General features: G+C 59.8%; 9 protein-coding genes and 1 pseudogene. 4 read left to right on the top strand and 6 right to left on the bottom strand.

All coding sequences use genetic code 11. The features are described from left to right. Positions 1 to 36: 36 nt before the first annotated feature. The 6 genes from N5D20_RS11665 to N5D20_RS11640 form a co-directional block, all read right to left on the bottom strand. Entirely contained in the window at positions 37 to 675 is a 639-nt protein-coding gene (locus N5D20_RS11665) for a hypothetical protein (RefSeq protein WP_012478643.1), read from the bottom strand. A gap of 19 nt (positions 676 to 694) precedes the next feature. Then, positions 695 to 1,426, bottom strand: coding sequence for a HupE/UreJ family protein (locus N5D20_RS11660; protein WP_012478644.1), 732 nt, complete (start codon positions 1,424 to 1,426; stop codon positions 695 to 697). Further along, entirely contained in the window at positions 1,423 to 4,560 is a 3,138-nt protein-coding gene (locus N5D20_RS11655; RefSeq protein WP_012478645.1) for a CusA/CzcA family heavy metal efflux RND transporter, read from the bottom strand. The genes N5D20_RS11660 and N5D20_RS11655 overlap by 4 nt, the downstream gene beginning before the upstream one ends. Positions 4,561 to 4,569: 9 nt before the next feature. After that, entirely contained in the window at positions 4,570 to 5,805 is a 1,236-nt protein-coding gene (locus N5D20_RS11650) for an efflux RND transporter periplasmic adaptor subunit (protein WP_005411786.1), read from the bottom strand. Continuing rightward, complete coding sequence (locus N5D20_RS11645) at positions 5,802 to 7,052, bottom strand: TolC family protein (RefSeq protein WP_012478646.1); 1,251 nt, start codon at positions 7,050 to 7,052, stop codon at positions 5,802 to 5,804. The genes N5D20_RS11650 and N5D20_RS11645 overlap by 4 nt, the downstream gene beginning before the upstream one ends. Positions 7,053 to 7,142: 90 nt before the next feature. Then, on the bottom strand, positions 7,143 to 7,535 hold the full coding sequence (locus N5D20_RS11640) for a hypothetical protein (protein WP_229298500.1): 393 nt from the start codon (positions 7,533 to 7,535) through the stop codon (positions 7,143 to 7,145). Between the two features lie 397 nt (positions 7,536 to 7,932). Here N5D20_RS11640 and N5D20_RS11635 point away from each other — a divergent pair, with 397 nt between their 5' ends. The 4 genes and pseudogenes from N5D20_RS11635 to N5D20_RS11620 all read left to right on the top strand — a co-directional run bounded on the left by N5D20_RS11635 (position 7,933) and on the right by N5D20_RS11620 (position 12,122). After that, positions 7,933 to 8,520 (top strand): cyclin-dependent kinase inhibitor 3 family protein, encoded by a 588-nt coding sequence (locus tag N5D20_RS11635; RefSeq protein ID WP_012478648.1) that lies wholly within the window; start codon positions 7,933 to 7,935, stop codon positions 8,518 to 8,520. 120 nt (positions 8,521 to 8,640) lie between these two features. Continuing rightward, positions 8,641 to 9,495, top strand: a pseudogene (locus tag N5D20_RS11630) (PA0069 family radical SAM protein); the annotation flags it as partial. Between the two features lie 192 nt (positions 9,496 to 9,687). Then, entirely contained in the window at positions 9,688 to 10,569 is an 882-nt protein-coding gene (locus tag N5D20_RS11625) for an RHS repeat domain-containing protein (RefSeq protein WP_279914616.1), read from the top strand. A gap of 71 nt (positions 10,570 to 10,640) precedes the next feature. Then, a complete protein-coding gene (locus N5D20_RS11620) occupies positions 10,641 to 12,122 on the top strand; it encodes an RHS repeat-associated core domain-containing protein (protein ID WP_279914618.1) in 1,482 nt (493 codons plus the stop codon). Positions 12,123 to 12,443 lie beyond the last annotated feature (321 nt).

Raw genomic sequence — 12,443 nt, 5'->3', positions numbered from 1 at the left:
GTTTCTCCTCGGGTTGGGTCGGCGAAGTGCCGGGTGTTACGGCTGATAGATGTCGGCTTGGTAGCCCACAAGTTCGATGCTCACGGTCACCGGCGTGTCGCTTCGGTTCTGCCAGTACCACCCATGAGTTCCTTCAAATGGCGCGACGAAGGTGCCGTGCGCCTCCCGCTGCGCAGCTTCGACGGCGTAGCTGGTCCATGCACCCTTCACGTCGGGCCGCTCACCATGCATATCGACTGCTACATCACCGGTCGCCTTCCAGCTGAACAGAATTCCCGCGCCAGCAGCCATGTGGGATTTGACCTCTTTGCCTTTCCCCGGCTCCAGCGTGATCGTCATCGCGTCCTGGCGAAGCTCACCGTTGGTGAGCGATACCGCGGCTGGATCAAGCGATTGCCCCTTGTTCGCCCCGAACGCAGCCGCAGCCTTTTCCGCCAAGGTGGTCGCTGCGTCCGATGCTGTCGAGGACGTCGGCGTAGCCGGGTCTGCGGCGGTGCTTCCGCCGTCTGCCAGGGCAGTCAGGCCCAGCGCTCGGCCGATCCCGGTGGGATCAATGCCGTACTCCGCCGGCAGAACGGCCGTAACGAGAAGCGCGCCGGCAATGGCGGCAGCGACAAGGGTCGACTTCAGCAGGCGGCCAGTCGTGGGAAGTGGTTGATTGATAGTGATTGACATGATGGGTCTCGGTCAGAAATCAGGAAGCGAAGTAGCCGGTGAGCTGCATGCCGATGAGCACGAAGCCGGCCGTCATCAAGATGGTGTTCACGCCGTAGGCCTGGCGGTTGAAGGAAGGCAGCCGACGCCAGAAGCCCATCACGATCAAGATGCCGGCAAGCGCCAGAAGTTGGCCGAGCTCAACGCCCACGTTGAACGCAAGCATGTTGGGGACCAGCCCGTCCGGCGATAGCGAGAAGTCCTGAAGCTTCGTGGCCAGGCCGAAGCCGTGGAAGAAGCCGAAGACAAGGACTGCAATCTTGGTGTTGGGTTGCACGCCGAACCACCGCTTGAACGCGCCCATGTTGTCCAAGGCCTTGTAGACCACCGAGAGACCGATGATCGCGTCGACCAGATAGGCGTCGACATGAAAGCCGCCGAGCACGCCGAGCAGCAGCGTCGTGCTGTGGCCAATGGCGAACAAGGTGACGTAGATGCTCACGTCCCGCATGCGGTATAGGAAGAAGATCACCCCGAACAGAAATAGAAGGTGGTCGTATCCAGTCACCATGTGCTTGGCGCCAAGGTAGGTAAACGCGATCAGTTGCCTACCGGTGCTTTCTTCAAGGAAGGCCTGGTCTCCCTCGCTTACACCGTGCGCGAACGCCGCAAACGGCAGGAGGACTGCGGCAAGCATCGAAAGCCAAGCAAAGAGCTTGTTGGAAGAAGTCAAAGACAAGTTCCTTGTGCAGAAAGGGGACGGGTGGTTCATGAGGAGCGACTTTCCAGAACAGAATCTTCGCGGTGAACCAATCGATACAGCGCCGGCAGCACGAGAAGTGTCAGCAGCGTTGAAGAGATGATTCCGCCGATAACAACAGTGGCGAGCGGACGCTGAACTTCCGCGCCAGCACCGACGTTCAGGGCCATAGGAAGGAAGCCCAGACTCGCCACCAAGGCCGTCATCAGGACTGGCCGGAGGCGGGTAAGAGCACCTTCGGTGACAGCCTTGTGCAGGGGGACGCCTTCTTCCCGCAGGTTCTTGATGAAGCTGATCATTACCAGGCCATTGAGCACGGCAACGCCCGAAAGAGCGATGAAGCCCACACCTGCGGAGATGGACATGGGAATGTCGCGCAGCCACAGCGCCACCACGCCCCCGGTCAGTGCAAGCGGCACGCCACTGAATACGATCGCAGCGTCCTTCCCTGAGCCGAATGCCATGAACAACAATCCGAAGATCATCACCAGAACCACTGGCACGACGACGGACAGCCGCTTGCTTGCCGAGATCAACTGCTCAAACGTGCCGCCGTACTCGATCCAGTACCCTTCCGGCAGCTGGACCTCCTGTCCGACCTTGGTGCGCAACTCCTCGACAAAGGACCCTAAGTCGCGCCCGCGCACATTGCTTGTGATCACCACCCTGCGTTTACCATTCTCACGGCTGATCTGGTTCGGACCAGGCGCGATCTCGACCTTGGCCAACTGGCCCAGCGGCACGAAGCTGCGCTCTTGGCCTGTGCTCACCCCGGGCGCGACGGCCACAGGTAGTGACGCCAGTGTCCGGACGTCCTGGCGAAGGTTCTCCGACAGACGAACCACGATATCGAAGCGCCGATCGCCTTCGAACACCTGGCCGACCGATTCACCTCCCAGCGCCACCGAGATGGTCTTCTGCACGTCGTCAATGGCTACGCCGTATCGTGCAAGTGCATCCAGGTCCGGCGTGATCGTCATCAATGGCAGACCGGTGATCTGCTCAAGTTTCACGTCGGCCGCTCCCTGGATCTCACTGGCAACGTTCTCTACCTGGCTGCCGATGGTTGCCAGTTGCTCCAGGTCGTCGCCGTACAGCTTGACAGCAACCTCAGCCCGAACGCCCGCAATGAGCTCGTTCATCCGCATCTGCACCGGCTGGGTGAACTCATAGTTGTTGCCAGGAATGGCGCGAACCACTTTCTCGAGCTCGGCAACAAGCTGTGCCTTCGGCTTGCGCGGATCAGGCCATTGGTCCCGATCTTTGAGCATGATGAAGGTGTCGGCTACGGAGGGGGGCATGGGATCGGTGGCCACCTCGGCAGTGCCGATCTTTGCGACGACTTCATCTACCTCGGGGAACTGTTTGATCGCCGCTTCCAGCTGACGTTGCATGCCGATCGCCTGGGTCAAGCTGGTCCCTGGAATTCGAAGCGCATGCAAGGCGATATCGCCCTCATCCAGGTTCGGAATGAACTCGGTGCCGAGGCGACTTGCAAGCAGGCCCGCCAGGACGGTGAGCACCGCAGCAGAGGCCACCACTACCTTGCGTGCATTGACGGCACGCTCAAGCATCGGGCCATACACGTTGGTGACTCGGCGCATGGCTTTGGTTTCCTTCTCCGAAACCTTTCCCGTTACGAACTGAGCCACAGCGGCAGGTACGAATGTCAAGGACAGTGCCATGGCACCGGTAAGCGCGATGACCACGGTAAGCGCCATCGGGTGGAACATCTTCCCTTCCACGCCGGAGAGGGCAAAGATCGGGATGTAGACCGCCGCGATGATGAAAAGGCCGAACAGGCTTGGCTTGATCACCTCTGCACTGGCACTTGCCGCCAAGGAAAATCGTTCTTCCCGAGTCAACAAACGGCCCTGAAGGTGTTGCCGCTCGCCAAAGCGACGCAGGCAGTTCTCTACGATGATGACTGCCCCATCGACGATCAAGCCAAAATCCAGTGCGCCCAGGCTCATCAGATTCGCAGAGACGCGATTCTGGACCATGCCTGTGATCGTCAGCAGCATCGTCAATGGAATGACCGCCGCAGTGATCAGTGCCGCACGAAGATTGCCCAAAAGCAGGAAGAGCACCGCGATGACGAGCAAGGCGCCTTCGAGGAGGTTCTTCTTCACCGTCTCGATGGTCCGATCCACCAGTTCGGTTCTGTCATACACAGGATGCGCCCGAACGCCGTCAGGCAGCGTAGCGTCGATGTCCTTGAGCTTGGCCGCGGTTCGCTGAGCCACGTCCCGGCTGTTTTCGCCGATGAGCATGAACGCCGTACCAAGGACCACTTCGTTGCCATCCTTGGTTGCCGCGCCTGTACGAAGTTCGGTGCCTTCTACAACTTCTGCCAGATCGCCAACACGCAATGGCATGCCATCACGGTTAGCCACTACGATCTTGCGCAAACCCGCCATGTCGGCCACTTGGCCCGGCACGCGTACCAAGTACTGCTCACCGCTTTTCTCGATGTAGCCGGCACCCACGTTAGTGTTGCTGCGGGCCACGGCTTCGAGCACATCCTGCAGCGTCAGTCCGTATGCTTGGAGCTTCTTCGGGTCCGGCGTGATGTGAAACTGGCGAACATAGCCTCCGACGGTGTTGACCTCGGTTACGCCTTTCAAGTGGCGCATCTGCGGTCGGATCACCCAGTCCTGCAGCGTACGAAGCGCCATTGGTGTCCACGTCTCTTCAGCACCGGACTCCGCTTCCACGGTGTACATGAAGATCTCACCCAGGCCCGTCGCTACCGGTCCAAGGCTTGGCTTTAGTCCCACGGGCAATTGGGATCCCGCTTGCTGAAGTCTCTCTGCGACCTGCTGACGGGCGAAGTAGATATCTGTGCCATCTTCAAACACGACCGTGACCTGAGACAGGCCGTAGCGTGAGATGGAACGGGTGTATTCCAGCTTTGCCAACCCGGCCAACGCTGTTTCGACCGGGAAGGTGACCCGTTGCTCGGCCTCCAGCGGTGAGTAGCCCGGAGCTTCGGTGTTGATCTGCACCTGGACATTGGTAATGTCAGGAACGGCGTCGATGGGAAGCTTGCTGTAGTTCCAGATCCCAAGGCCTGAGAGGGCCAGGACCAGAAGGAGCACAAGCCATCTGTGCGCGATAGACGCGCGAATGATTCGCTCTAGCATGGTGCGTCCTTAGTGGTCGTGGCTTGCGCCGGACTTTTCGATGTCGGCACGAATCAGGTAGCTCTGCTCGGAAACGTACCGGGTTCCCGGCTTAAGCCCTTTCAGTACCTCCACGCGATCGCCATCGCGCCTACCCAGTTCAAGCATCCGCACCTCATAGCTGTTGCCCACTTGGGCGAATACCACGGTGAAGTCCCGAAAACGCTGCAGGCCCGATTCCTTTACTGTTAATGGAACCTCCGTTTCCGCGATGACGACTTCGGCGGATACGGCCATTCCTGGTCGCCACCTGCCCTCGCTGTTGGTAAGGGCCACACGTGCCACCACGGTCTGGCCAGCGCTGGCCAACGGAAGGATGCCCTGCAGCTTTCCCGTTGCTTCCAAACCGCCTGTTGCCGAGCGAATGGTCACCATCTGGCCTGGCGACAGTCGCTCGGCATCGCTTCCCAGCGCACGCAGGTCCACCCAGACCTCCGAAAGGTCGGCAATTTCAAACAGCGTGTTGTCGGCAGCGACATCGCCTACCGACGTGCTGCGCGCGAGTACGACTCCACTGAAAGGTGCCGTGACGGAGTAGGTCCGCATGCTGTCATTGCCCTCGACTGTGGCCAACGTCTGACCAGCCGAGACGCGTTGTCCCATCTCGACCGCCACACTGCGGACCACGCCAGGGAAGCGTGCCTTGACCGCAGCAAATCGGCCGGTGTCGACCGCGACGTTGCCCATGAGGGAAACGGTGTCCCGGATGGTCCCCGGTTCGGCGGACTCGACCACGACACCTGCGTCGGCAGCGGCTTTCGGATCTATCGTGGTGCGCCCTTCATAGGAGGCGTAAGACCAGGCGTAGTTCTTTCCACCCACCACCGCATCGGCTTTGACATCAAAGGAATGCGGCTCGACCACCTCCCCGCTGCCGACCAGGTAGTCCTTCTCTGGAATAAAGCTGAAGTTGTTGACTTCGCCGTCCAGACGCTTGAGTTGTATCGTCGCTTTGACTTCTCCAGGTGCCAGCGGTTTGTCGTTGCGATAGGCATACAGCCGGAAATGAGGCGGGGTATTGGTTTCGTAAACAGTTACTTCAAGGGCGAAGTCGCCGTCGCGAAGCATGCGACCGCGATGCGGCCCTCGCTCATAGTCGCCTGCGGTCGCAGCAGTGTCCTCTGGCTTTGCTCGTTGCGACGATTCGTTGCCACCGCACGCAGCCAGGGCAATTGGAAGCAGGATCAGGAATACGTATCGGTTCATGGGCGAATGTCCAAGGCAGAAGCGGTGAGGCGGTCGGCCTCGACCAGGAGACGGAGATAGCGCGCGGCGGCTTCGACTTCCCGTTCGCGAAGATCGAAGAGCCTTTGCTGAGCCTGGCTGAGTACCAGGAAGGAGAAGCGTCCTTCCTCAAAGCCCCTGCGGCTCTGATCAAAGGCCTGCTGGGCCTTTGGCAACTGACGCTGGCGCACTGACTCCACTTCCGATTGCGCTTGCTTGAGCTGTTGGTAGATGCCAAACAGCTCCTGACGCATTTCCAGCATCTGCGCCTGGCGCCGGTATTTGAGAGAGGTGAGTTCGTAGTCCGCTTCAGCCACGGAGAAGTCCGATCGCCGACGGCTCCCCAACGGGACGGAGACGGACATCACCAGGCCGCTGTCCTTGGTGGCTTCCAGTCGGCGGATGCCGAGGCCAACGCTGACATCCGGCTTGGCGCTAGCGCGGGCGATCTCCCTCCTTGCATCTATAACTCCGGCTTGAGCGTCCAAGGCGCGCTGTTGTGGTGTCGTGGCGAGGCGCCGGCTCAGATCATCAAAATCATCCAGAGGGGGAAGGACCGCGGTATCCCCTGCAACCGAGCCGAAATCCGGACTTGGCGCCCCCCACGTGGCAGCCAGCGACATTCGCGCGCTTTCCAGAGCCTGCAATGCCTGCTCCCGCTTCAGCTCGGCATCGAGCAGGGCGATCTCGGCGGATCTCAGGTCCGAGTCGGGATTGCGGGCGGCCGCGACCCAACGGGCCACTTCACGGCGCATGGCGCTGGCCATTTTGATGCGCTCTTCGGCGTGCTCGACATGCTCCTGGGCGGCCAGCACGTCGACGAAACGCCCTGCGGCCAAAGTTGCGATAGCGATACGGGTGACGTCCGCTTCGCTTCGGGCAGCGTCCACCTCGGCGCCGCCGAGCGCTTGGCGCGCAGCCCGCTTCCCACCCAGTTCTAGAACCTTGGAGATGCGGAAGGTGGATTCGGCGGCGTCTAGGCCGCTCAGGCCGCCTGAGCCAGCCACGTTTTCAAGCTCGCCGCCCAGCACGAGCGGCGTAGGCAATGCCTCCCGGCCCGCCCGGCTTCTGACAGCTTCCAGTCGAGCGGTGTCTGCCTGGACGCTGGGATGGGTGCCGAGGGCGCGGGCGACCACATCCTCCAAGCGCAGCACTTCAGCGGCATGGCCAGGCACGGCCACACCGTAGGCGCCGGCTATGGCGAGCGCCCACAAACTACGTAATTTCACGGAAAATCTCCGACGATGGTCATGACGACGCGCTGCCGGCCAACATTGGGTGGACAGCGCGCTCAGGCCGCTACAGCGCGGCAGGTGTCGTCAGACGATCGGAGGTCTGAATGGCGAGCCGCGATGACCAGAGGGCTCATCGACGGAGTGCAGGCCGGGCAGTAAAGATGCCGGCGGAACAGTTGCTAGGTTCAGATTCGAAGACACCAGCATGCCGGCAAAGCTCACATCGGCCTGGTGAAGGACGCTGTGCACGCCCGATGCATGCTTCGGATCTACGTTGTCGCCAGTTCCAGGACCGTGTGAGTGCCCGTGCTCTGCCGTTGCAGCGATGTCGTGCTCGGCAGTATGGAGCTCGCCCTGTTGGATCACGATCGGCCGAACAACGACGCTCAACAGCATCAGCACGAAAAGGCTGAACCGGATGAGTCGACGGTGGCGGGCCGAGAAGGCGGACATGAAAGGAAGAATAGAGGCAGTCAAGCTGAGTTGTCGAGAGCCCTGAGTTGGAGCCCCCCCTGATCCAGTTATGGCTTGGCGCTCGAGGGAGGGCGTCGCTTAAGCCCACTCCGATCAGATCGCATTGCCTCAGGTATCGCCGCGCCTGCTGCCGCTTCTGGCCGATAGCGGCCGCCCAGTAAGGATGGTGCCGGCCAGAGGCTGGAACTGGGCCTCACTGCTCTCTGGAACCGCGTCCTCCAGGCTCGTTCCAACGTCGAATGGGGCCTGGCCCCTCTCTCAGGCGTTGGGCGATTCTGCGCTGCTTATGGGATTCAGTAAGACCATATCCGTACCACTAGGCTCACCGTTGGACTTTCAGGTTAAAAGGGCGCAGCGTTCGCTTCTCGCCCAACAGGGCCATTGATTTCGGAGAGCGCAGGTGAGCAGAACAAGTAATTCTCATCCACTGCAGATTGCGACGCTGCCTATCGGCGTGAATGGCGGTGCGATCGGCGTTACCTTTGCACCGGGAAAATATCAGGACGTCGCAATGACGGGGTCTTGGGCCCGAGACTTGGATATCGATCTGGCGTCGATAGTCGCGTGGGGAGCACAGCATCTGATCACGTTGATTGAGCCGTGGGAGTTCGAAGAGCTACGAATTACCTCCTTGGCAGAGCGTGCCAAAGCGCATGGCTTGATGTGGCACGGCCTACCGATTAAGGATGGTGCGGCTCCTGATGCACGGCTGCTTCTGCCATGGCAATCCACAGGACCCCAGTTCGCAGCCGAGCTCTTGTCCGGAAGCAGGATCGTGGTGCACTGCAAAGGAGGCCTAGGGCGAGCGGGGACCGTGGCGTCGATGCTTCTCATTGACACGGGCTGCGCTCCAGACGGCATCGATGCGATCGCTAAGGTGCGCTCGGTGCGCCCTGGTGCAGTGGAGACTGCGGAGCAGGAAGAATTCATCCTGAATTGGCCTGCTCGCAGAGCCTCAAGTCTGGGGGTAGTCGCAATGCCCGGCTAACCTACCCTTTACCGCCTTGGGCTGGAATACAAGAGGACGGAACTCCGCAGGTAGTCTGTAGGGAAGCCGCCGTAGGGGACGCAGTGCTGAACACTTTTCCTCGAACACATATAGTGCTGATGTTCCTACTGCTTCGCGCGCCCCTCGCACGCCTATCTGAACCTGTCGCCGGGCCTGGACTTCGAGACCAAGCTGTTCGCCAAGACCAATGCGCCGCAACTGCTGCGCAAGGAGCTGTCGAAGCCGGGTTACGTGCCGCAGCCGATCGCGCTGGGCATCAACACCGATGCGTACCAGCCGATCGAGCGCAAGTTCAAGCTGACCCGCCAGCTGATAGAAGTGATGCTGGAAACCAAGCATCCTTTTTCGCTGATCACCAAGAACGCACTGGTCGAGCGCGATATCGATCTGCTTGCACCGCTGGCGGCGGAGAACCTGGTCAGCGTGCACTTCTCGGTGACCTCGCTGGACCCGCATCTTTCCGCAAAGCTGGAACCGCGCGCATCGGCGCCGCATGCACGGCTGCGCGCGATGAAGCGTCTGCATGAAGCGGGCATTCCGGTCGGTGTGATGGTGGCGCCGGTGATCCCATGGATCAACGACAGCGAGCTGGAGGCCGTGCTGGAGGCTGCGCACGACGCTGGCGCCAGTACCGCTGGTTACGTGCTGCTGCGCCTGCCGCTTGAAGTGGCGCCGTTGTTCCGCGACTGGCTGGACACCCATCATCCCGATCGTGCCGCGCATGTGATGAGCACCATCCAGCAGCTGCGCGACGGCAAGGACTACGACAGCCAGTTCGGTACGCGCATGCGCGGCCAGGGCGTGTATGCCGATCTGTTGAACAACCGCTTCAAGCTGGCGCGCAAGCGCCTCGGCTTCAATGCGCAGAACAGCCATTGGCCGAAGCTGGACTGCAGCCGGTTCGTGAAGCCGCTGCCGCAGAAGAAGGATTCGCCGCAGGGTTCGCTCTTCTGAGGCGTGTACGTCTGCTGGCGAATGCATCAGCGATTCGTCGCGCTGTGCTGTACCCAGCTCATTGATGGGCAATGCACGAAAAACATTAGGTGCGTCCATTGCACCGTTACAGCGTGCTGTCATAGACTCGTTACAAACATGAATTCCCGATGACTGAATGAGTCGGTCTCGGATGAGGAGCTAGGCAAGCGCATGACGCACGTTGCAACGCGGAACACCCTGCAGTCCCGTCTTCTTCTTCTGCCGCTGCTTTCCCTGCCGATGGCATTGGCAACCGCGGCAAGCACCCTCGAAACCGTTCAGGTCACCGCCAAACGCCCTGCTGGAGGTAGCGGTGTAGGTGGTTTTGGATTTGGCGGCGGCAGTGGTGTACACCTGTCCGAGTCTCAAATGGACAATGGCGGCGGCGGTGCAATTCCGACCGAAACCGCGAAGGAGCAGCCGACCGATGACAAAGAGAAGGATTGCAACGGCCGCAAGGGTAATCCTGTCGTTCTCTACAGCGGCAACAAGGTCGAACCAGAACTTGATTTCGCCAGCCAGGGCGAAATGGGCCTGTTCCTGCAGCGCAACTACAATCACTACTGGAGCGCGACCGGGCTGTTCGGCAATCACTGGCTGAGCAACTTCGACTATTCGCTCGCATTCACCGATGCAAATCAGCTGGCGTGGGTGCAACGGCCCGACGGTCGTCGCATCAAGTATCTCAAGGATCCGGCCAGCGGTCGCTGGTATGAGGACAAGGCCCAGCCCATCGCGTACCTGTCCGCGAACGGCAATGGCACGTTTACGCTTCGAAACGAAAACAACGGTACGGAGACCTACAACGCCGAGGGCTATATCACCCGACTCAGCAATGAGCAGGGCGTGAGCTGGACGTTCTCCTATGCTGACCGTTACTTGCAGAAGGTGACGCACTTCTCTGGACGCAGCGTCAACTTTGGCTGGGCCAACGGACAGGTCAGCCAGGTGACCGATCCGGCCGGCAACATCTATCGCTACACCTATACCCCCAATGTGTTCGGGAACGGACGTGGCCGGCTCGCCAGCACGACGACGGCATCAATCGCCTGAGCGAGATCACCTATCCCAACGGTGACAAGGCGACCTACACATATGGCTCCCAAGGAAAACCAAGTGCGTTGATGGCGAAGGTCGACGGGACTCAACGCTCAATCATCTCCCAGGCCAACTGGAAGGTCACGGGAGCGCATGAGTGGCTGGCCTATGGCAACGGGCTTGCCCGGGGCTACAACCATGATCAGGAGGGGCGGCTGACCGCAATGTCGGTCTGGGGACCCAATGGCAGCAAGGTCAGCTATTGGGACTATCAGTACAGCGGCGATGGCGAAATCACCGCCATTGTCGACGCTGTCGACCCGAACATGACCCAGTTGATCGGCTACGACGCGTTGAGTCGTATGACCAAGCTGACCCGCTTCGGTGTCATCAACAATCTTTCCTACGATGCCGGCGGCAATCACGACCGCTATCAGGCAGGCAATCAGCTGACCCAATACAGCATCGACCCGGGGAGCAACCGGGTGCTGAACTACACCAACCAGGACGGCAGCCGTCAGTACCAGTACGACGCATTGGGAAATCGTATCAGCGAGACCGCAGGCAGCCGGATCAGCACCTATGAGTACAATGCATTCAATCGCATGAGCCGCAGCAACATCGGTGGCACTGCGACTGATTACGTGCTCAATGCGCAGGGGCAGCGCGTTGCAAAGATCAACCAGAACACCAACAGTCGCTACTTCTACGTTGGCCAAAACCAGCTTATGACCGAGCTGAACAATGGCGTGTGGACCAACTATTTCTGGTTCGAAGGTGAACTGGTGGGTTTGGCTCGCAGCGGGCAGCACAATTATGTGCATACCGATCATCTTGGACGCCCGGAGTTCGTCACCAGCCCGAGCCAGCAGATCGTCTGGAAGGCGTACAACTACGCCTATGGGCGCAGTGTCCAGAAGGATGAGATTGGCGGGTTGAACATTGGCTTCCCGGGCCAGTACTACGATGTGGAAAGCGGCCTCTGGTACAACGGCTTCCGCGACTATGACGCGAGCATCGGCCGGTATGTGCAGAGTGATCCGATCGGGTTGGCAGGTGGCGCCAACACCTACGCATATGTTGGTGGCAATCCCATGAGCAATGTCGATCCTCTCGGGCTTATCGCATATGCATGTACCAAATCAGGAAATAATGTTGGCATCGCTTTGCCAATCAATTTCCAGAATGGAAGCAATGCTCAGGCGGCTGCGATGGCCAGTGCAATCGAAAAGGCATGGACTGGGAGATTCGGGAAGTACCAGGTCACGACGGTTGTCATGCAAATGGACAAGTACGATCCTGTCAGAACCAACGCCGTGTCGATTCGCCAGGGCGATCATGAGTCTTGGGTAAATCGGGTGTGGATGAATGAGGGCGTATGGTATCTGCCTGGACAGTGGGGCGCAGCCACCTTCGCTCATGAAGCAGGGCATCTGATGGGATTGCCTGATTACGGAACCGGAATCATGGGCAGAGCGATTAACATGAACTCCGTCAATGAAAAAAACATAGAAGACGTATTGAAGGCGGGCAATGAGGCAATTATCAAAGGGTGTGGATGCAAATAGGACCGCCATACTGTGCTGTTTAGTCGCTTATATGATGCTGGGCTGCCACGCCAAGGAGCTGGCCCCCATAAGTAAGCGATTCAACGTATGCGCAGAGGTTCAATCTGGCATGCGCTTTCAATCCGACGCTCCTGGGCCTGACTTTGAAACCGGGGTGTTCGTAGACGGGAAGCGCCGTATTGACGTACTGATTGGTGGACATCCCGGCTTCACAATCGGCGAGCGCCGCCGTGGAAAGTACGCCAAAGGCGAGTTCACGCTGATTGCAGTGCACGATGGACCAGAAGGTCAGAGTGCGCTGTTCGCGATGGCAACTGGACA

The sequence above is a fragment of the Stenotrophomonas sp. GD03877 genome (assembly GCF_029840555.1).
Lineage (GTDB): Bacteria > Pseudomonadota > Gammaproteobacteria > Xanthomonadales > Xanthomonadaceae > Stenotrophomonas > Stenotrophomonas geniculata.
The sequence above is the reverse complement of the archived record's forward strand: the minus strand, read 5'-3'. Positions and strand labels throughout refer to the sequence as shown.

What these genes read in the sequence shown, in the direction of transcription:
- N5D20_RS11625 (WP_279914616.1), top strand. Translation starts at nt 9,688, where the DNA reads ATGACGCACGTTGCAACGCGGAACACCCTGCAGTCCCGTCTTCTTCTT.
- N5D20_RS11650 (WP_005411786.1), bottom strand. Translation starts at nt 5,805, where the DNA reads ATGAACCGATACGTATTCCTGATCCTGCTTCCAATTGCCCTGGCTGCG.
- N5D20_RS11660 (WP_012478644.1), bottom strand. Translation starts at nt 1,426, where the DNA reads ATGAACCACCCGTCCCCTTTCTGCACAAGGAACTTGTCTTTGACTTCT.
- N5D20_RS11655 (WP_012478645.1), bottom strand. Translation starts at nt 4,560, where the DNA reads ATGCTAGAGCGAATCATTCGCGCGTCTATCGCGCACAGATGGCTTGTG.
- N5D20_RS11620 (WP_279914618.1), top strand. Translation starts at nt 10,641, where the DNA reads ATGGCGAAGGTCGACGGGACTCAACGCTCAATCATCTCCCAGGCCAAC.
- N5D20_RS11665 (WP_012478643.1), bottom strand. Translation starts at nt 675, where the DNA reads ATGTCAATCACTATCAATCAACCACTTCCCACGACTGGCCGCCTGCTG.